This window comes from Achromobacter sp. FW305-C-13 (assembly GCF_058783475.1).
Genome location: NZ_JBYSYN010000003.1, coordinates 873,157 through 893,192 on the forward strand (window position 1 = coordinate 873,157; position 20,036 = coordinate 893,192).

Sequence of the window (20,036 nt, forward strand, 5' to 3'; positions counted from 1 at the left end):
AATTCACCGCCGCTTGATGGGTTTCGCGCGCTGGATATTCGGGTTCTTGCTTAAGAACTCCCGCGCTCCACCCATCCTACGGCCTTCCGTCAGGCGTGCCGCTGCCTCGTCATTAGTTCCCGGCTTCGCGTAGGCGGCTGGGAAGCAGTTCGCCGTGGCGGGCCAGCAAGGGATAGGCCGCGGCGCCCACCAGGTGGGAGTTGATCCCCTTCATGTCGCGCAGGATGTCCAGGTACAGCGCGCCGACTTCGGCGGCATCCACCTGGCCAGCCTTGATCTTTTGCAGGTGCGTGTCCGACGCCTGGGTTTCGATCGTGCGGAAGCGGGCTTTTTCACCGGCCAGCGCGCGGGCCTGGCGCAGGTCGTCGTTGACGAAGAGCGCGGCGGCCTGGCGTTCATTGGCGATCAATTGGCCCAGGGTGTCGTCCAGGCTGGCGCGCTGCTCGGGCGAGAAAGTCCAGCCCTGCTTGCGCAACTTGGCCACGTGGCTGAGCAGGCCGTGGTGGGCGATGTCGCCCGCGTGGCCGATATTGCTGGTAAAGGCCAGGATGTCGTCCATGCGCTGCACGTCGTCGCGCGTCATGTTTTCCTGGTCCAGCGTGGCCAGATACGTCGTGATGGCGTTTTCCAGCTTGTCCAGTGCGGCGTCCAACTGGCGCGCCTGCACCATGCGGTGGCGGTTGTCGCGCTTGAAGCCGGCGCGGGCATAAAGCAGCAGCGTCTGCACCATGTCGGCCATGCGCAGGGCCTCGCGGGCGGCATTGCCCAGCGCCACGGCCGGCACGTCGTGCGCCCATTCGTCAAGATATTGGGGACGGGAGGGATCGTTCGGGTCCGCCCGCTTGGGCAGCCAGCGGGTCAGCAGCGCGGCGTACGGGGTCAAGAGCGGCAGGAACACCAGGGCGATCACCGCGTTGAACAGCGTGTGGAAGTTGGCGACGGCGCGGGCCGGGTCGCTGGCCATTTCGCTCATCAGCGGCTGCAGCACCGGCAGCAGCAGCAGGCCGGCCAGCACGCCCAGCACCCGGGTCAGCAGGTTGCCCAGCGGCAGGCGGCGGGCGGCGGGGTCGTCGCCCGTCACGCCTTCGATCATCGGATTGATGGCGGTGCCCAGGTTGGCGCCCAGCACCAGCGCAAAGGCCACGTGGGGGGCGACCATGTGGTGGCTGGCCAGCGACATCACCAGCACGACCACGGCCACGCTGGAGTGCGCGGCCCAGGTGAAGGCGGCTGACAGCAGCACCGCGGCGACGGGCTGGGTGGCCAGGGCGTCCAGGATCATGCCCAGCATGGGGGCGGTCTGGAAGGGCTCGAACAGTTCAACCAGCTGATGCAGCGACAGCAGCAGCAGCCCCAGGCCGATGAACACCCGGCCCAGGTCGCGGGTGCGGCCGGGCGGATAGCGGCGGAACATCCACACGCCCGCCAGGATCAGGATCGGGGCGAGCGAGGTCAGGTCGAAGGACAGCAGCTGGACGATCAGCGTGGTGCCGACGTTGGCCCCCAGCATGGCGGCCAGGGCTGGCACCAGGCCGACGACCCCGCCGGCGGCAAAGCCGGTGATCATCAGGCCGGTGGCGGTACTGCTCTGCAGGGCGGCCGTGATGCCCAGGCCGGCGGCAAAGGCGCGCAAGCGGGTGCCCAGCGCCTTGCCCAGCGCCGCGCCCAAGGCGGCCCCGAAGGCGCGCTGGACGCCGGTTTGGACCATGTGCACGCCCCAAAGAAGCAGTGCGACATATCCGGCGAAGTCAAGCAGGGTAATAAGTCCAGACATCCAGGGGTGTTCCCGTTCTTTTTATGACAAGAAATAATTTTGTAATGATCGCATGCCTGACCGGACGGGGAAACCCGTAGCCGTGATACAGCATACGCCCGGCGGGGCTTTGCTGCGCGCGGCTGTGGCTACGCGTATCATTGCCTGACTATTCTTTGATGTACTGGAGTTTCGCGTGGCCGTTTCCGTATTCGATCTGTTCAAGATAGGCATTGGCCCGTCTAGCTCCCATACGGTGGGCCCGATGCGGGCCGCCTTGCTGTTCGCGCAAGGGCTGGAACGCGACGGCCTGATGCCGCGCGTGGCCAATGTCCGGGCCGAACTCTACGGATCGCTAGGCGCCACGGGCAAGGGCCACGGCACCGATAAGGGCGTGTTGCTGGGCCTGATGGGCGAAGCCCCCGATACCGTCGACCCGGCCGCCATCGTCGGCATGGTCGCCTCGGTGCGCGCCAGCCGCCAATTGCCGCTGCTGGGCCGCTACCCGGTTCCCTTCGTGGAAAAAGAGCACATGGTGTTCTACCGCCGCGAGGCGATGGCCGAGCACCCCAACGGCATGAAATTCCATGCACTCGACGCCAATGGAGAGTCGCTGCGCGAGGCGCGCTACCTGTCGGTGGGCGGCGGCTTCGTGGTGACGGCGGGCGCTTCCAACAGCCAGGTCATCGCGGCCCACAACCAATTGCCTTACCCGTTTCGCTCCGGCCGCGAACTGCTGACCATGTGCCGCGAAAGCGGCCTGTCGGTGGCCCAGCTGATGATGCAGAACGAGCTGACCTGGCGCGAAGCCGCGGAAACCAGCAGCGGCCTGGACCGCATCTGGCAAGTCATGCAGGACTGCGTGTCGCGCGGTTGCGGCATCAACTATCCGGAAGCCGACGGCGAATTGCCCGGCCCGTTGCGGGTGCGCCGGCGCGCGCCCGAGCTCTACCGCAATCTGACGCAGCGCGCCGAGCGCACCTTGTCCGACCCCTTGTCGGTGATGGATTGGGTCAATTTGTACGCCATGGCGGTCAATGAAGAGAACGCCGCGGGCGGCCGTGTCGTGACGGCGCCGACCAACGGCGCAGCGGGCATCATCCCAGCCGTGCTGCACTATTACGACCGTTTCGTGCCGGGTTCCAACCGCGAGGGCGTGCGGGAATTCCTGCTGACCGCCGCCGCGGTGGGGCTACTGTACAAGTACAACGCGTCGTTGTCGGGCGCCGAAGTCGGCTGTCAGGGCGAAGTGGGCGTAGCGTGTTCGATGGCAGCCGGCGGCTTGGCCGCCGCGCTGGGCGGCACGGTAGAGCAGGTCGAGAACGCCGCCGAGATCGGCATGGAACACAACCTGGGTCTGACGTGCGACCCGGTGGGCGGCCTGGTGCAGATTCCCTGTATCGAGCGCAACGCCATGGCCTCCATCAAGGCGGTGAACGCCGCCCGGATGGCGCTGCGCGGCGACGGGCAGCACTATGTGTCGCTGGATTCGGTGATCAAGACGATGCGCGAAACCGGCGCCGACATGAAGACGAAATACAAGGAAACGGCGCGCGGCGGTCTGGCGGTGAACATCGTCGAGTGCTGATGCGCGGCGGATGCCGCCCATGAAAAAGCCCCTCCGAGGAGGGGCTTTTTGCTGCTTGGGCGGGGAAGCAGGCCAGGGCCGGCTTAGATGACCCGCGCGTTTTGCAGCGCCGCGATGCGGGCCGGGATCGGCGGGTGCGACGCGAACATGGCCGAGATGCCGCCGCGGCCGGTGATGCCCGAGGCCTCGAAGGACTTGGGCAGGTCGCCCGGCTCCAGGCCGCCCAGGCGGGCCAGGGCGCGGATCATGGGTTCGCGTGCGCCCATCAGGTGGGCCGAACCGGCGTCGGCGCGGTATTCGCGCTGACGCGAGAACCAGGCCACGATGATCGAGGCCAGCACGCCGAAAATGATCTCACAGACCAGCACGGTGATGTAGTAGCCCGGGCCGATGCCGCGTTCGTTCTTGAACACGACGCGGTCGATGAAGTAGCCGACCACGCGGGCCAGGAACACGACGAACGTGTTCACCACGCCCTGGATGAGCGTCAGCGTGACCATGTCGCCGTTGGCGATGTGGGCCACTTCGTGCGCCAGCACGGCTGCGACTTCCTCTTCGCTCATGCTTTCCAGAAGGCCCGTCGACACCGCGACCAGCGAGTCGTTCTTGAACGCGCCGGTGGCGAACGCGTTGGGGGCGCCGTCATAGATGGCGACTTCCGGGCGGCCGATGCCGGCGCGGTCGGCCAGCTGGTGCACGGTGTCGACCAGCCAGGCTTCGCGCTGGTTGCGCGGGGCGTTCGGATCCAGCACCTGCGCGCCGGTGCTCCATTTGGCCATCGGCTTGCTGATCAGCAGCGAGATGATCGCGCCCGTAAAGCCCACGACGACCGAGAAGATCAGGAGGGCGTTGAGGTTCAGGCCGTTGGCGGTGATGTAGCGGTCTACGCCCAGGATGCGCAGCGTGGCCGACAGCACGAGCATGACGGCCAGGTTGGTGATGACGAACAAGACAATGCGTTTCATGTTTTTTGTGTTCCTCTGCGAGCGGGAAATACCCGGGTTCGACATCGCGGCGGCCTGCCAGTTCCCCGACTCGCCGGCACCGCTCCCGGTGACGGAGAGTATAGTATCGCTTTCCCCTATTCCTCCCCACTTTTCCCTTAGCGCAGACCCCCAATGCAGGCTCTCTGGATGTTGCTGGCGTCCGCCATGTTCGCCATCATGGGGTCGTTCGTGAAGCTCGGTACCGAGCACGGCGCCTCCCTCCCGCAGATCGTGCTGTTCCGCGGGCTGCCTTCGGTGATCCTGCTGCTGCTGTGGGCGCGCGCCGGCCGGCAATCCATCATCCCGACCAGCTGGAAGCTGCACCTATGGCGCAACTTGTCCGGCGTCACGTCGATGTGGCTGGGCTTTTTCGCCATCTCGCACCTGCCCCTGGCCACCGCCACCAGCCTGAACTACACCGCGCCGCTTTTCATCGCCTGTTGGATGCTGGGCTGGGGCGGCGCGCAGCGCGACCCCGTGCGCATCGTGGCGGTGGCGCTGGGCTTTCTGGGCGTGATCGCCGTGCTGCGGCCCAGTATCAACGACGACCAATGGGTGGCCGCGGTCATGGGCATGGGCGCCGGGGCCATGTCGGCGATCGCCATGATGCAGATCCGCCAACTGGGCCGGATCGGCGAACCCGAATGGCGCACCGTGCTGTTCTTTTCCGTGGCGGTCTGCGTGTCCAGCGTGGCCGGCCTGTGGTTCGAAGGCTGGGGCCAGGCCGACTGGCAGGGCTACGCATCGCTCTTCGGCGTGGGCGTGGCCGGCATGTTCGGCCAGCTTGCCATGACCCGGGCCTTCGGCATGGGGTCGGCGCTGCTGACCGCCGCGCTGCAATACAGCACCATCATCTTCGCGGCCTTGCTGGGCATGGGCTTCTGGGGCGACCACCTGGACGGCGTGGCCTGGGCCGGCATGGGCTTGATCATTTCCGCGGGGCTGCTGTCGGTGTGGCGCACGATGCGCGACCCCAAGCCGGCCTGACCCGCGCCCCCTTAGACCAGGAGCACACCGAATGACGATGACACTGATTTCCGCCGCCGATCTGGCCGCGCGCCTCGATACGCCCGACGTGCGCGTCTTCGATGTGCGCCATGACCTGACCAACCACTCGGCCGGCCGCCAGGCCTATGACGCCGGCCATATCCCCGGCGCCCGTCACCTGGACCACGAGACCGAACTGGCCGCGCCGCGCACCGGCAAGAACGGCCGTCATCCCTTGCCCTCGCGCGCGGAATTCGGCGCGCTGATGGCCGCGCACGGCGTGACGCCGCAGACGCTGGTCGTTGCCTACGACGCCAGCGGCGGCATGTACGGCGCGCACCTGTGGTGGATGCTGCGCTGGCTGGGCCATGACCGTGTGGCCGTGCTGGACGGCGGCTGGCAGGCCTGGGTAGCCGCCGGACTGCCCACGACGACCGAGGCCGCAGCGCCCGTGCAGGCCGGAAAACCCGTGGAGCCGGGCGCGTCGCTGGCGGGTGCCGTGGACGCCAATGCCGTGCTGGCCAACATCGCCCAACCCTCCTTCACCGTGATCGACGCGCGCGCCGCCAACCGCTACCGCGGCGAGGTCGAACCAATGGACCCGGTGGCCGGGCACATCCCGGGCGCGCTGAACCGCCCCAACGGCGAAAATCTGCAAGCCGACGGCCGCTTCAAGAGCGCCGAGCAACTGCGCGCCGAATTCGCAAGCTTGCTGGGTGGCCGCGACCCGGCATCCATCGTGCACCAATGCGGCTCGGGCATCACTGCCTGCCACAACCTGCTGTCGATGGAGATCGCAGGCCTGGCGGGATCGCGGCTGTATCCGGGCTCGTGGAGCGAGTGGTGCAGCGACCCGTCGCGTCCGGTGGCCAAGGGCGCCTGAGGCGGCCCCCATCCGTAACCCCATCCGTAAGCCAGGGCGATTGCCCTGGCTTTTTGCTTTGGCGCGCGTGTTTTGCTGGTAGCCGTTACCAGATCGCGGCCAGCTTGACCCGTCCCGAGACGCTTTCGGCGATTTCCAGGAAGTGGTCCAGAGGCGGCGTGGCCAGCCCGGGGACCTTGGCCATGTCGTCCCACCGCCTTAGACGAATCGCATCCGGCGCGCCCGGCATGCTGGCGAAATCCACCGCCTGGCCCGCATCGAAGCTGCCCCCCTGCAATGCCAGGCTGCGCTTGGAGTCTTCCGAGAGCGACGCTTCATATTGCGGCTCCACGTAGCAGAGGTAGCGTTTGGCTTCCACATGGAGCCGGATGGGATCCAGCACGGCCGAGCTGAACAGCCCGCGCAGGAACGGCAGCACGAAATACTGGTGCTTGTCATCGATGCCGCGCAGCGTGGGCGTGCCGGGCCGGTCGGCGATCAGGTGGCCCAAGTCGTGCAGCAGGCAGGCGGTGATCAGTTGCGCGTTGGCGCCGTTGCGCTCGGCGAGCGCCGCCGTCTGCAGCGCATGCCGCAAATGGCTGACGGACTCGCCATGATAGGAGCGGTGTCCGCGCTCCAGGAAAATCTGCTCGATGTCTTGCAAGGTCAAGGCCATGGTTGTCTCCTGAGTGGCCGCAAGGGGGAGAGGCGGGCAGTGACCTTCGCGGTCAGCCGGCTGCCGGCGCCATCTCCAGAAAGCGCGCGATCAATTGCACCGGTTGGCGCTCGCGCAGGCAGTACAGGTATTCGTTCATCACGATGTCGGCGCCTTCGATGTCCAGCGCCGCCAGATCGGGATGCGAGGGGATTTCACGCGATGGGATAAGGCTGATGCCCAGATCGCACAGGATGGCTTGCCGGATCGACTCCCGGCTGCCGATCTCCAGCGTGCGCCGCACGGTGACGCCGGCTGCCGCCAGGGCGTCCTCGGTCAGTTGGCGCGTCATGGAGCCGGGTTCGCGCAACAGCACCGCATGGTCGGCCAGATCGGCCAGCCGGACGCGGGTCAGGCGGGCCAGCGGGTGGTCGCGGTGCGTCACCACGCGGATCGGGTCGGCGGCGATCATCCGCCGGTACAGGTGCTTGTCATCCATCAGAAAAGATGACGTGGCAATCTCGATGCGGTAGTCGTGCAATGCCTGCAGCATCGACTGCGAATTGCCGATCGTGACGGTCAGGTCGATGCCGGGGTAGCGCTGGTTGTACCGGCGCACCGTATCCATGATGTAGAAGGGTCCGGTCGCGCCGACGCGCAGATTGCCCTCGCGCAGGTCGCTGGCGTCGCGCAGCCGGAAATCGATCTCGGTTTCCTGCTGCACCAGCTTTTCCACCATCGGCATCAGGCTGTGGCCCGCATCCGACAGGCGCATGCCGCGGCCCTGGCGGTGAAAGAGCTCGACGCCGTAACGCGACTCCAGCTGGCGCAGTTGCCCCGTCACCGTAGGTTGGCTGACACCCAGCTGGGCGGCGGCCTTGGTGACGGTGCCGCAGCGAGCCACGGCGTAGAAGGATTTGAGTTCGGCGACAAGCACGATGGTGGGGGCGGGAAAGGGACGCAATGCGCAAGACCGCCAGTACACCAAAATAATTTGATGTTTTTATTACTGCATTTGCGCGAAGTGTCATAAACACTCAATACGCGGCTTCCATACTGCCTTCGTTCCCAGACCGGAGGCACCATGCCCCAACCCGATAACGCTTTCCTCTCAGTCAGAAATCTCGTGAAACGGTTCGGCAGCCATACGGCGCTGGCCGATGTTTCGCTGGATATCCGGGCAGGCGAGCTGGTGTGCCTGCTGGGCCCGTCCGGTTGCGGCAAGACGACCCTGCTGCGGGCCATCGCGGGCCTGGAGCGCCAGGACAGCGGCACCATCGTGCTGTCGGGCCGGGATATTTCCCATGCCGAGCCGCAAGAGCGCGACTACGGCATCCTGTTCCAGTCCTATGCGCTGTTTCCCAACCTGACCGTGGCCCAGAACGTGGCGTACGGCCTGAGCGGCAAGCGCGCCCACCGCAAGCACGTCGCCAACCGGGTCGAGGAAATGTTGACCTTGGTGGGCCTGGCCGGTGCTGCGGAAAAATATCCGGGACAGATCTCTGGCGGCCAGCAGCAGCGCGTGGCCTTGGCGCGCGCGCTGGCGCCGTCGCCGTCGCTGCTGCTGCTGGACGAACCCATGTCCGCCCTGGACGCCCGGGTGCGCGAGCACCTGCGCATCGAGCTGCGCGCCTTGCAGAAGCGCCTGTCCATCACGACCTTGATGGTGACGCATGACCAGGAAGAGGCCATGGTGATGGCCGATCGCATCGCCGTCATGAACGGCGGGGTCATCGAACAGTACGGGACGCCGCGCGAACTCTACCGCCAGCCGGAATCGGCCTTCATCGCCGACTTCGTGGGCGAGGCGAACTGGCTGCCGTTCGAACGCATCGATGTCCACCGTGCCCGCGTCGGCCGCCAGGAACTGGCCGTGGACACGGCGCTGGACGGGCAGTCGGGCAAGCTCTTTGTGCGCCCCGAAGCGGTGCGCGTCAGCATGGCGCGCCCGGAAGAGCCCAACTCGATGCTGGCTGACGTGCTGGACGGCGTGTTCCTGGGCCGCGGCTATCGCCTGGCGCTGCGCCTGGAAGGCGTGCCCGGTTCCACCGTGCACTCCATCGTGTCCCCTGAAATCGGAGACGCCCTGTTGGGCCCTCACGCTGCCAGCCGCTGCTGGGTGGAGCTGCCGCGCCATGCGATTCGCGCCTACGCTTGATTCCGCCATGACCGGATCTACCGCCGCCGAAATGGCCGCCTCCACCCCCGTGCCTGCAGCGCCGGCCGCACCCGCGGTCGTCCTGGGCCGCCGCCCCTTGCCCGCCTGGATCGGCGCGCTGGGGCTGACGGCGGGGCAGGGCGCGCTGGTGTTATTCCTGGTGCTGTTCCTGGCGTTGCCGCTGGCCGCGATCCTGCTCAAATCCGTCACCGATAGTGACGGCGCCTGGGCCGGCCTGGCGGTCGTGACCGGCATCATCGGCGCGGACGGATTTCTTTCCATGGTCGGGCGCAGCCTGATGGTCGGCATCGTGACGATGCTGCTGGTGGTGCCTTGCGCCTATGGATTCGCCTATGGGCTGACCCGCACGCGCCTGCCGGGCAAGGGCCTGCTGCGCACCATCGCGCTGCTGCCGCTGCTGGCCCCGTCGCTGCTGCCCGGCATTGCGCTTGTCTATCTGCTGGGCAACCAGGGCCTGCTCAAGGGCCTGACCGGGGGCGCCACCATCTACGGCTTCTGGGGCATCGTGGTGGGCGAGGCCTTCTACACCTTCCCGCATGCGCTGATGATCCTGCTGACCGGCCTGACGCTGGCCGATGGCCGCCTGTATGACGCTGCGCGGGCGATGGGCGCCGGTGCATGGCGCACGTTCCTGACCGTGACCCTGCCCGGCACGCGCTATGCCGTGTTCTCGGCCTGCTGCGTGGTGTTCACGCTGACCGTGACCGATTTCGGCGTGCCCAAGGTGGTGGGCGGGGACTACAACGTGCTGGCCATGGAGGCCTATAAGGCCGTGGTCGGCCAGCAGAATTTCCCCAAGGGCGCGGCCATCGGCATCCTGCTGCTGCTGCCCGCCTTGCTGACCTTCGTGCTGGACCGCCGGCTGCGTGCCCGCCAAGGCGCCCAGATGAGCGGCCGGGCTCAGCCTTATGTCTCGGGCGTGAACGTGCGGCGCGATGCCGCCTTCCTGGCGCTTGCCGGCGTAATGGCCGCCTTCCTGCTGGCGATCATCGGCGTGGCGGTCTGGGCGTCGTTCGTGAAGATGTGGCCGTACAACCTGTCCATGTCGCTGCGTTCCTACGATTTCGACAATATGGACGGCGGCGGCTGGCTGGCCTGGCGCAACAGCTTGCAGCTTGCGTTCTGCACGGCCGTGATCGGTACGGCGGTCGTGTTCGTCGGCGCCTGGATGATGGAGAAGGTGCCGGCGCGCGGCGGCGTGGCGCGCGGCCTGCGCGGCGCGGTGAGCATGCTGGCGTTGATGCCGATGGCGGTGCCGGGACTGGTGTTGGGCCTGGGCTACATCTTCTTCTTCAACAGCCTGATGAATCCGCTGAACGTGTTGTACGGCACGATGCCGCTGCTGATCCTGTGCACGGTCGTCCACTTCTACACCAGCGCGCACCTGACGGCGGCGACCGCGCTCAATGCGCTGGATCCGGAATTCGAAGCCGCGTCGGCGTCGCTGAAAGTGCCGCGCATGACGACGTTCCTGCGGGTGACCTTGCCGATGTGCCTGCCGGCGGCGCTGGACGTTGCCCGCTACCTGTTCGTTTCCGCCATGACGACCGTGTCGGCTGTGGTGTTCCTGTACAGCCCCTCCACGGTGCTGGCGGCCGTCGCCGTGCTGAACATGGACGACGCCGGCTTCATCGGTCCGGCCGCCGCCATGTGCACCGTGATCATGGCCAGCTCCGCCGTCGCGGCCCTGGTGCTCCACCTGGCCAGCCGTGCATTGGTGGCGCGCAGCCAGGCCTGGCGCCGCCCCGTGGCCTCTTGAACGCTTATTTCTAGGATGACCCTCATGACTGCTGTTTCCCCTTTGCCCGTCCAACTGGAAGCCGTGATCTTCGACTGGGCCGGCACGCTGGTCGACTTCGGATCGTTTGCGCCCACCAAGGTGTTCGTGGATGCGTTCTCGCAATTCGGCATGGACGTGTCGTTGAAAGAGGCCCGCGGCCCGATGGGCATGGGCAAGTGGGATCACATCCGCGCCCTGTGCGACCAGCCCGCCATCGCCAGCCAGTACCAGGCCCAGTTCGGCCGCCTGCCGACCGATGACGACGTGACCGCCATCTACGAACGCTTTTTGCCGATGCAGCTGGAAAAGGTCGCGCAGTATTCGGCGGCCATTCCCGGTGCGGCCGAACTGCTACGCGCGCTGCGCCAGCACGGCCTGAAGATCGGATCCTGCTCGGGCTATCCCGGCAGCGTCATGCGCCGCGTTGTCGAGCGCGCTGCCTCCGAAGGCCTGGAGCCCGATTGCATCGTAGCCAGCGACGACGTGCCGCGCGCACGTCCGGCGCCGGCGATGGCGCTGAAGAACGTTGTGGAGCTGGGCCTGTCGGACGTCGCCGGCTGCATCAAGGTTGATGACACCTCGCCCGGCATTGAAGAAGGCCGCCGCGCCGGCATGTGGACGGTGGGGCTGCTGTTGTCCGGCAACGCCGCCGGCTTGACGCTGGACGAATACCTGAGCCTGGACGAAGCGGGGCGCGACAAGGCGCGCGCCGAGGCGACCCGCGAACTCTCGACCGTCGCGCCGCATTACCTGATCGATACGGTGGCCGACCTGCCGGCCGTCGTGACCGATATCGAAGCCCGTCTGGCACGAGGCGAACGGCCCTGAACTAGATCCTGACCGGCCAGCGCCGCCGGCCACATTCCTCTCTTTCACACCGCGTACCGCAGCCGGCAACCGCCGGCAGCGGGGGCGACTCTCACCCTTTTTTCCGCTCATCCACGGAGTTCCTCATGAATCGCTACAAGCTGCTTGCACTGGCCGCCGCCCTGACGGGCGTGATGGGCGCCGCCTCCGCCGAGACCACGCTGACGGTCTACACCGCGCTCGAAGCCGACCAGATCAAGGTCTATCAGGCCGCGTTCGAGCGCGCGAATCCCGACATCAAGATCCAGTGGGTCCGTGACTCCACGGGCATCATCGCCGCCAAGCTGCTGGCCGAAAAGAGCAACCCCAAGGCCGACGTCATCTGGGGCCTGGCCGGCACGGCGCTGGGCTTGATGGACAAGGAAGGCATGCTGCAACCCTACGCGCCCAAGGGCCTGGACCAGATCGCCGCCAACATGCGCGACGCCAAGGCCGAGCCGTCGTGGGTCGGCATGGACGGCTACGCCGCCGCCATCTGCTTCAACACCATCGAAGCCGAAAAGCAGAAGCTGCCCAAGCCCACGTCGTGGGAAGACCTGACCAAGCCGGTCTATGCCGGCAAGATCGTCATGCCGAACCCGGCTTCCTCGGGTACGGGTTTCCTGGACGTCAGCGCCTGGCTGCAGATCTTCGGTGAAGAGAAGGGCTGGGCCTACATGGACGCCCTGCACAAGAACATCGGTTCGTACACGCACTCCGGTTCGAAGCCGTGCAACATGGCGGCCGCGGGCGAGTTCCCGATCGGCGTGTCGTTCGACTACCGCGCCGCCAAGCTGAAGGCCGACGGCGCGCCGGTCGAAGCCGTGTTCCCGTCGGAAGGCCTGGGCTGGGAAGTCGAAGCCACCGCCATCATGAAGGGCACGAAGAACCTGGAAGCCGCCCGCAAGCTGGCCGACTTCTCGGCCAGCCGCGAAGCCAACGAGCTGTACAAGGCCAACTTCGCGGTGCTGGCGATCCCGTCCATCGCCACTGTGAACCCCAACCTGCCGGCCGACCTGACCAAGCGCATGATCAAGAACGATTTCGTGTGGGCCGCCACGAACCGCGAACGCATCATCGCCGAATGGACCAAGCGCTACGACGGCAAGTCCGAGCCGAAGAAGAAGTAAGCGTCCGTCAACGCGGCAGCGCGGCTTGCCCCGCGCCGCCGCCCGTCGGGGAAGCGCCGCGGCGCGGAGGCTTCCCCCGCTATTCCTCCAGCAATGTTCCCAAAATGAAAACTTACGACGTAATCGTGGTGGGCGCAGGGATGCTCGGCATCGCGCACGCCTGGGCAGCCGCCAAGCGCGGCTTGTCGGTGGCCGTGATCGAACGTAGCCGCCAGGCGCACGGCGCCACGATCCGCAATTTCGGCCAGGTCATCGTGACCGGCCAGCCGCCCGGCATGATGCTGTCGCATGCGCAGCAGGCCCGCGAGCTGTGGCTGGATCTGGCCGCCAAGGCCGGCTTCCATGTGCGCGCCAATGGCGCCCTGGTGCTGGCCCGCAATGCCGATGAGGCCACCGTGCTTGAGGAGTTTGCGGACACCCGCCTGAAGCAGGAAGGCTATCGCGCCGACCTCCTGTCGGCCCGCGATGTGGCCGGCCTGTACGACGGCCAATTGGCGCACCACTGCATGGGGTTGCGTGGCCACGACGACTTGCAGATCTACTCCCGCGAGGCCTTGCCGGCGATCACGCGCTATCTGGCGGAAGCCCTGGGCGTGACCTTCATCACCGGCACGCTCGCGCGCGCCGTGGAAAACGGCCTGGTCGGCACGACCGCCGGCGATTTCCAGGGCAAGCACGTGTTCGTGTGCCCCGGCCACGACTACCTGACCCTGTTGCCCGAACGCTTCGCGCCGCTGAACCTGGAAATCACCCGGCTGCAGATGCTGCGCGCGGCGTTCGAGACGAACCCCGTTGCGCTGGACCGTCCGTTGCTGACGGGCTTGTCCTGCGTGCACTACGGCGCTTTTTCGGATTTGCCGTCGGCGCAAGTCCTGCGCGACGTGATCCAGGCGCGCACGCCGATGCTGTTGGAAAACGGCATCCACCTGCTGATCAGCCCCACGCCTTATGGCGAACTGATCATCGGGGATTCGCACCGCTATGGCCAGGATGCGTTCCCGTTCAATGACGAGGCGGTCGACAACGCCATGCTGGACCTGGCGTCGCAGGCCCTGGGCGCGCGCTTGCGCGTAGTGGAGCGCTGGCAGGGCGTGTATGGCGCCCACGGTCCGGCGCCGTTCTCGGTGATGCCGGTGGACGCGGCCACGACCGTGGCGGTCATGCACTCCGGCGTCGGCATGACGGTGGGGCTGGCGATCGGCGAACGCACGGTGGCTGGCGCGATCGGGTAGGGGGCGCTTGCGCCGCGCGCAATGAAAAGGGCCTCGCGATGTGCGAGGCCCTTGTTCCGACTGCGGCAAGCCCTGCGTAGACAGAACCTGCGCTTACACGTCCTGCATGATGCGTCGGTACCACTCGTGGAAGTGCTGCATGCCGTCTTCCATCGGCGACTGGTAGGGGCCGGCCTCGTTCACGCCGCGCAGCATCAGGGCCTTGCGGCCCGCATCCATGCGTTCGGCGATCTCATCGTCTTCGATGGCCGTTTCCATGTAGGCGGCGCGCTGCGCCTCGACGAATTCGCGTTCGAACGCCGAGATTTCCTCGGGGTAGTAGAACTCGACGACGTTGATTGTTTCCTGCGGGCTCTTCGGATACAGCGTGGACAGCACCAGCACGTGCGGATAGAGCTCGATCATGTGGGTCGGGAAATACGTGACCCACACCGCACCGAAATCCGGCGCGTCGCCGTTGCGGAACGACAGCAGGCGGTCGTGCCACTGCTTGTAGACGTCCGAACCGGGTTGCGCCAGCGCATTGTGCACGCCGACTTTCTGCAGGCTGTACCAGTCGTTGAATTCCCAGGTCAGGTCGTCGCAGGTGACGAAGCGGCCCAAGCCGGGGTGGAACGGACCGACGTGGTAATCCTCAAGATAGACCTCGATGAAGGTCTTCCAGTTGTAGTTGCACTGATGCACTTCGACATGGTCGAGCACGTAGTCGCCGAAGTTGAACTCGGGACGCGAGAACAGCGGAGCCATGTCGGAGGCCGGATCGCGCGGGCCTTCGAACAGCAGGCCGTGGCAATCGCGCAGCCGAAACTTCTGCAAGTTCATGCAGGGCGTTGTCTCGAACTGCGGCGCGCCCAACAACTCGCCCTGGTTGTTGTACGTCCAGCGGTGCAACGGGCAAACGATGTTGCCGCCAGTGGCTTTCAGATTGCCTTGGGAATTGCAGTTGCCGGCTACATTGCCGGCCTCGCCGCCCAGCATCAACGCCTGGCGGTGACGGCAGACATTTGAGATGAGTTCAACGCCTTGCTGGTTGCGAACCAGCACGCGTCCTGCGTTTTCCTGAACCAACGTACGCCAATCCCCGATCTCGGGCACCAATTTCTGATGGCCGACGTATTGCGAGGATTGCTTGAAAATGAGTTCTTGCTCGCGGGCAAAGAGGGCTTCGTCAAAATAAGCACTGACGGGTAGCTGGGTGCGAGCTGGCACGACATGTGCCATCCGACCGATGTCGGTCATGATTCCCTCCGCTCGGATAAAAAAGCCAGGACGGTTTGAGCTCTGCCAAGCGCTTTTGTTTCAAGCCCAGCGATTTTGCGAACTGCTTGTGCAAACGCTTGAGCTCAACTGTCGAGCTTGGCTAAATCCGTGCTGGCGCGAAGAAAAATCGGTGTCTGGCCGATCAAATAAGCCGTGAATTGTACCCCAAGGGATTCCCCTACGCCCGTGAAGATCCGTGAAGCCTGGTGAAGTTATGGAGGGGGGTGATTGGCCGGGTGCAAAACCCGATTAACCCTTCACGGCGTAGGTCTTTCAGACGAGTCGGCGGGTCGCCGGATGACGCCTGAGCAGCCAGCTGCTGGCCGCCGACAGGCCGAAGACAGCAAGCGTCAGCAGCGGCACCGTCCAGGCATCGCGATCGCCGCCCGTGAAGGCGCCGGCGCGGCGTGCCACGTCCAGGAACACCGGGTGGATCAGATACACGCCGAACGTCAGCGGCGCCAGCGCGGCCAGCCGCGGCAACCGGGGCGAGGACACGATCCACTGGAATGCGGCCAGCGACATGAACGGCACGGTCAGGCTGAAGTAGTCGTAGAAGTAGGTGTCCAGCGTGTGGCCGTTGGACATGGCCGTCACGCCCAGCGCGGTGGCGGCGACGCTGGCCGCCAGCATCAGGCCCGGCCGGGGGATGCGCATTTCGCCGTCGAAGATCAGGCGGCCGGCCACGAAGTAGCCCAGATAGGGCAGGAACCAGGTCAGGAAGAAGCCGTGAGGCGCGCCCAGCGCACGGCGATACAGCGCGTCCAGGATCGCCACGCCCAGGATGCCCACCACCCAGAGCGAGCGGCCACGGGGCGTGCTCCGCGCATAGAGCATGCGGGCCAGCGGGGCGAAGAGGTACAGCCCCACGATCATGTACAGGTACCAGAGGTGGTAATACGGTTCGCCCTGGACGACCTTGCGCGGCCAGAAGGAAAAGTCGACGCGCCCGTCGTCCCACCAGTCCAGCCCCGTGCGCCACGTCAGGTAGAACAGAGTCCAGAACACCAGCGGCGCGCAGATGCGCGCCATGCGACGGCTGTAGAACTTGAGGGCGTCCTGGGGCTTGCCGGGATCCAGCAGCAATGCGCCGCTGACCATGACAAAGACAGGCACGCACCAGCGCGCCGCCGAGTCATACAGGTTGGCGGCCAGCCACGCGCCGCCGCCGTAGGCGGCCGGGTCGCTGACAATCAGCGCCGCGCTGTGCAGCAGGACGACTGCCACGGCCGCCAGCCAGCGGGCGGCGTCCAGGCGGGCGTATCGGTCTTCGGTATCAGGCATCCGGGCTCCCGCTGGTGAATCTTCTTCACCTTAGCAGCGGCAAGCGCCCGGTTTCTGTATCCAGCGGTTAGGCAAGGCGTAAAAAACCGACAGGACCCCGGTGGGCGCTGTCGGGGAAAGGGCGACGGGCCGAGTGGCCTGCCGCCGTTTCGCGGGCCGGCAAGACCGCGAACGATTTGTCACTAAACCGTTGGCGCGGAGCCGCGCGCGCTTATTGCAGGACGATGTTGGCCTGCTTGATCAGTTGCGACACGATCGGCTGTTCGGTCTTGATCTGCTTGTCCAATTCGGCCGCCGTGCCCGAACGCGGGTCGATGCCCATGTCCAGCATGCGCTTCTTCACGGCCTCGTCCTGCAGGGTTTCGGTCAGCGCGGCCTGCAGCTTCGCCAGGACCGGAGCCGGGGTGCCCTTGGGCGCCACGAAGCTGAACCAGGCGGTCATGTCGAAGGCGGGGTAGCCCTCTTCGGCCAGCGTCTGCAGTTTCGGCAGCGTCGCCAGCCGCGACGGGCTGGTGATGGCAAAGACCTTGACCTTGCCGGCGTCCGCCTGCGGCATGCCGGTGGCGACCATGTCGAAGAACAGGTCGACGTCGCCGCTGATCAGGGCGGGCAGGGCCTGGGTCGCACCCTTGAAGGGCACGTGCAGGATGTCGATGCCGGCGCGCGCCTTGAACAGTTCGCCGGCCAGGTGCGACGACGTGCCGGGCCCGAAGGTCGCGAACGTCAGCTTGCCCGGGTTCTGCTTGGCGTAGGCCACGACGTCCTGCGTGCTGTTGAAGGGCCGCTTGGGGCTGGACAGCAGCACCAGCGGGCCGACGCCGACCATGCCGATTGGCGAGAAACTGTCCGGGTCGTAAGGCAGTTCCTTGTACAGATAGCGGTTCGTCACCAAGGTGGAGTTCGTGGCCATCAGGATGGTGTAGCCGTCGGGCTGTTCTCGCGAGACGAACGCCGCCCCGATGGACGTGCCGGCGCCTGCCTTGTTCTCCACGATCATGGGCTGGCCCAGCGTCTTGGCCATGCGTTCGGCCAGAATGCGGGTCAGCACATCGGTGGCGCCGCCGGCCGGGAAGGGCGAGACGACTTTAATCGGCCGGGCCGGATACGTGTCGGCCTGCGCGCCCAGTGCGGCGGCGCTAAGCAATACGGTAGCCAGCAGTTTGATGCTCGTGCGAATCATGTTTTCCCCTTGGAATCGCGTGCGTGAGTGGATCGCCGGGCTTGGCTTGACCGAACCGCGCTGCGGGAAGCATCGCGGGGGCTTGCCAAGTCTCCTTGGATCATTTAAATTCCGTTATATGGAATTTAGTTTTGTTATTCGAAATAAACTATAAAAACGAAGCGAATAGAAATGCAATCTTTTTCTGACACCAAGCGCGTCATCCACGCTGCCACCAAGCCCGACGAGACGCTGGAACTCAGCCAGCCGGCGCGGCGCAAACGCACCGCGGGCGTAGGCGAAGGCGCCAATTCGCCCGACTTCATCACCGCGCTGGCGCGGGGGCTGGACGTGCTGCGGTGTTTTCGCCACGGCGTGACCGCGCTGGGCAACCTGGACCTGGCGCGCCTGACCAGCCTGCCCAAGCCCACCATCAGCCGCATCACCTATACGCTGACCGAGCTGGGTTACCTGCGCTATCACCCCGACACCGGCAAGTATTCGCCCGGCTATGGCGTGCTGGCGCTGGGCTTTGGCCTGCTGGCAGGGCTGGAGGTACGCGAACTGGCCAAGGCCTCGATGACCGAATTGGCCCGGGACACCGGCGGCGCGGTTGCGCTGGGCGCCTTCGACGGCGACGCCATGACCTATGTCGAGGCCATCCACGGGTCCTCCGCGCTGTACTTGCGGCTGCCCGTCGGCTATCGCGCCAGCCTGGACAGCGCGATGGGCCGAGCGTATCTGGCCAGCCTGCCTGCCAGCGCCTGCGACGAGGTGCTGGCGCGCCTGGGGGCCGCCGCGCCGCCTGTCGACGCCATTGCCCGCGCCCGCCTGGAGCTGCAGGAATCGGGCTGTTGCTTCGCCATTGGCGAGTGGCAATCTGGCATCAACGCCGTCGCCGTGCCGTTCACGTCCATCACGGGCGAAGGCGTCTTTGTGATGAGCTGCGGCGGCCCCGCCAGCCTGTTGCCGGAAGCGGACTTGCGCACGCGCGTGGGCCCCGCACTGCGCGCTGCGATCGCGGGTCTTGCCGGGGCGTCGGCCTGATCGTCCGGGCGCACGCGGGTCCGGCGTGGCTATCTCGTACAATTCGGAGATTGATCCACCCCTAGCGCCCTCGGAGACCCGTTTGGCCAAACCCACACCAGCCGATCCGCAGATCGACGACCGTCCCTTGCCCCAGGATTTCGAAACGGCCCTGGCCGAATTGGAGTCATTGGTTGCGGCCATGGAAGACGGCTCGTTGCCGCTTGAGCAATCGCTGGCCGCCTACCGGCGCGGCGTCGCGCTCACCCGGGTCTGCCAGGACCGCTTGGCGCAGGCCGAACAGCAGGTCAAGGTTCTGGAAGGCGACTTGCTGCGTCCGCTGGACCCGGCGGCGCTGGATGACGAATAAGAACCCGATGAAGCAAACTCAACTCGCTTTCCCGGAGTGGCTGCAGGGCCGTGTGCGGCACGTCGAAGACGTCCTCGACGACCTGATGCCCCCCGCGGATGTGCTGCCTGTCCGTCTCCACGAAGCCATGCGCTACGCCGTCCTGGGCGGCGGCAAGCGCGTGCGCGCCGCGATGGTCTACGCCGCCGGGCAAGCGTGCCCGGTCAGCGGCAGCGTGCTGGCCATCGAAGCGTCGCTGGACCGCGCCGCCGCGGCGGTGGAATTGATCCACGCGTATTCGCTGGTGCATGACGACCTGCCTTGCATGGACGACGATACGCTGCGCCGCGGCCAGCCCACGACGCACGTGAAGTTCGACGAAGCCACTGCCATGCTGGCGGGCGACGCCTTGCAGCCGCTGGCCTTCGATCTGCTGGCCTCGATGCCGATTGCGCCTGCGCTTATCGTGCAGGCCACGCAGTCGCTGGCGCGCGCCGCCGGCAGCCAGGGCATGGCGGGCGGCCAGGCCATCGACCTGCTCAGCGTCGGCCGTTCGCTGTCGCGCGACGACCTCCAGACCATGCACAGCATGAAGACCGGCGCCATGCTGGCCTGCAGCGTTGCGCTGGGCGGCATCGTCGCGGGCGCCAGCTCGGCGTCGCGCCAGGCGCTGGATGCCTACGCGCAAGCAATGGGCCTGGCGTTCCAGGTCGTGGACGATATCCTTGACGTGACCGCCGACACGGCCAGCCTGGGCAAGACCCCCGGCAAGGACGCGGCGGAGAATAAGCCGACGTACGTGTCGCTCCTGGGCCTGTCCGAGGCGCGCGCGTTCGCCGACGAATTGCGTGAAGCAGCGCTGGCGGCCCTGGCACCGCTGGGCGATGCCGGCGGACGCTTGGCGCAACTGGCCGACTTCATCGTCCTTCGAGACCGCTGATCCGTGACTAGCCCGGCTTG

Annotated in this window: 18 protein-coding genes; 11 read left to right on the plus strand and 7 right to left on the minus strand. The window is 66.3% G+C overall.

Annotated elements, in window-relative coordinates:
* Positions 1-112 precede the first annotated feature (112 nt).
* Positions 113-1,774 (minus strand): Na/Pi cotransporter family protein, encoded by a 1,662-nt coding sequence (locus AC3WMU_RS22895; RefSeq protein ID WP_006225071.1) that lies wholly within the window; start codon positions 1,772-1,774, stop codon positions 113-115.
* A 175-nt stretch (positions 1,775-1,949) separates the two neighbouring features.
* Here AC3WMU_RS22895 and AC3WMU_RS22900 point away from each other — a divergent pair, with 175 nt between their 5' ends.
* Entirely contained in the window at positions 1,950-3,341 is a 1,392-nt protein-coding gene (locus AC3WMU_RS22900) for an L-serine ammonia-lyase (protein ID WP_088590219.1), read from the plus strand.
* A gap of 83 nt (positions 3,342-3,424) precedes the next feature.
* Here AC3WMU_RS22900 and htpX read toward each other — a convergent pair whose 3' ends face one another.
* Positions 3,425-4,306: a protease HtpX gene (gene htpX, locus AC3WMU_RS22905; RefSeq protein ID WP_006225069.1), complete on the minus strand. Its 882-nt coding sequence runs from the start codon at positions 4,304-4,306 to the stop codon at positions 3,425-3,427.
* A gap of 153 nt (positions 4,307-4,459) precedes the next feature.
* On the opposite strand from htpX, the gene AC3WMU_RS22910 reads away from it, so the two are divergent.
* Together AC3WMU_RS22910 and AC3WMU_RS22915 are read left to right on the plus strand one after the other, a co-directional pair.
* On the plus strand, positions 4,460-5,314 hold the full coding sequence (locus tag AC3WMU_RS22910) for a DMT family transporter (RefSeq protein WP_035213204.1): 855 nt from the start codon (positions 4,460-4,462) through the stop codon (positions 5,312-5,314).
* A 31-nt stretch (positions 5,315-5,345) separates the two neighbouring features.
* Entirely contained in the window at positions 5,346-6,197 is an 852-nt protein-coding gene (locus tag AC3WMU_RS22915; RefSeq protein ID WP_492283015.1) for a sulfurtransferase, read from the plus strand.
* An 85-nt stretch (positions 6,198-6,282) separates the two neighbouring features.
* On the opposite strand, the gene AC3WMU_RS22920 is transcribed toward AC3WMU_RS22915, so the two are convergent.
* Together AC3WMU_RS22920 and AC3WMU_RS22925 are read right to left on the minus strand one after the other, a co-directional pair.
* Complete coding sequence (locus AC3WMU_RS22920; protein ID WP_006225066.1) at positions 6,283-6,852, minus strand: phosphonate degradation HD-domain oxygenase; 570 nt, start codon at positions 6,850-6,852, stop codon at positions 6,283-6,285.
* A gap of 52 nt (positions 6,853-6,904) precedes the next feature.
* Positions 6,905-7,768 (minus strand): LysR family transcriptional regulator, encoded by an 864-nt coding sequence (locus AC3WMU_RS22925; RefSeq protein WP_035213262.1) that lies wholly within the window; start codon positions 7,766-7,768, stop codon positions 6,905-6,907.
* A 147-nt stretch (positions 7,769-7,915) separates the two neighbouring features.
* Between AC3WMU_RS22925 and AC3WMU_RS22930 the strand changes: the two genes are divergently transcribed.
* The 5 genes from AC3WMU_RS22930 to AC3WMU_RS22950 all read left to right on the plus strand — a co-directional run bounded on the left by AC3WMU_RS22930 (position 7,916) and on the right by AC3WMU_RS22950 (position 13,998).
* A complete protein-coding gene (locus AC3WMU_RS22930; protein WP_454676377.1) occupies positions 7,916-8,989 on the plus strand; it encodes a putative 2-aminoethylphosphonate ABC transporter ATP-binding protein in 1,074 nt (357 codons plus the stop codon).
* A gap of 31 nt (positions 8,990-9,020) precedes the next feature.
* Complete coding sequence (locus AC3WMU_RS22935; RefSeq protein WP_052017882.1) at positions 9,021-10,769, plus strand: putative 2-aminoethylphosphonate ABC transporter permease subunit; 1,749 nt, start codon at positions 9,021-9,023, stop codon at positions 10,767-10,769.
* 15 nt (positions 10,770-10,784) lie between these two features.
* Positions 10,785-11,618: a phosphonoacetaldehyde hydrolase gene (gene phnX, locus AC3WMU_RS22940; RefSeq protein WP_424625707.1), complete on the plus strand. Its 834-nt coding sequence runs from the start codon at positions 10,785-10,787 to the stop codon at positions 11,616-11,618.
* A 125-nt stretch (positions 11,619-11,743) separates the two neighbouring features.
* Positions 11,744-12,766 (plus strand): putative 2-aminoethylphosphonate ABC transporter substrate-binding protein, encoded by a 1,023-nt coding sequence (locus AC3WMU_RS22945; RefSeq protein WP_088590223.1) that lies wholly within the window; start codon positions 11,744-11,746, stop codon positions 12,764-12,766.
* 104 nt (positions 12,767-12,870) lie between these two features.
* Positions 12,871-13,998 (plus strand): TIGR03364 family FAD-dependent oxidoreductase, encoded by a 1,128-nt coding sequence (locus AC3WMU_RS22950; protein WP_424625708.1) that lies wholly within the window; start codon positions 12,871-12,873, stop codon positions 13,996-13,998.
* A gap of 93 nt (positions 13,999-14,091) precedes the next feature.
* Here the strand turns inward: AC3WMU_RS22950 and AC3WMU_RS22955 are convergent, their stop codons facing one another.
* The 3 genes from AC3WMU_RS22955 to AC3WMU_RS22965 form a co-directional block, all read right to left on the minus strand.
* Entirely contained in the window at positions 14,092-15,237 is a 1,146-nt protein-coding gene (locus AC3WMU_RS22955) for an aromatic ring-hydroxylating oxygenase subunit alpha (protein ID WP_492283016.1), read from the minus strand.
* Positions 15,238-15,531: 294 nt separating this feature from the next.
* Positions 15,532-16,542 (minus strand): acyltransferase, encoded by a 1,011-nt coding sequence (locus AC3WMU_RS22960; protein ID WP_280025331.1) that lies wholly within the window; start codon positions 16,540-16,542, stop codon positions 15,532-15,534.
* 211 nt (positions 16,543-16,753) lie between these two features.
* A complete protein-coding gene (locus AC3WMU_RS22965; RefSeq protein WP_280025329.1) occupies positions 16,754-17,722 on the minus strand; it encodes a Bug family tripartite tricarboxylate transporter substrate binding protein in 969 nt (322 codons plus the stop codon).
* A gap of 171 nt (positions 17,723-17,893) precedes the next feature.
* On the opposite strand from AC3WMU_RS22965, the gene AC3WMU_RS22970 reads away from it, so the two are divergent.
* The 3 genes from AC3WMU_RS22970 (at position 17,894) to AC3WMU_RS22980 (ending at position 20,016) form a co-directional block, all read left to right on the plus strand.
* Positions 17,894-18,748: an IclR family transcriptional regulator gene (locus AC3WMU_RS22970; protein ID WP_006225056.1), complete on the plus strand. Its 855-nt coding sequence runs from the start codon at positions 17,894-17,896 to the stop codon at positions 18,746-18,748.
* 82 nt (positions 18,749-18,830) lie between these two features.
* A complete protein-coding gene (locus AC3WMU_RS22975; protein ID WP_006225055.1) occupies positions 18,831-19,097 on the plus strand; it encodes an exodeoxyribonuclease VII small subunit in 267 nt (88 codons plus the stop codon).
* A 7-nt stretch (positions 19,098-19,104) separates the two neighbouring features.
* Positions 19,105-20,016, plus strand: coding sequence for a polyprenyl synthetase family protein (locus AC3WMU_RS22980; RefSeq protein WP_006225054.1), 912 nt, complete (start codon positions 19,105-19,107; stop codon positions 20,014-20,016).
* Positions 20,017-20,036 lie beyond the last annotated feature (20 nt).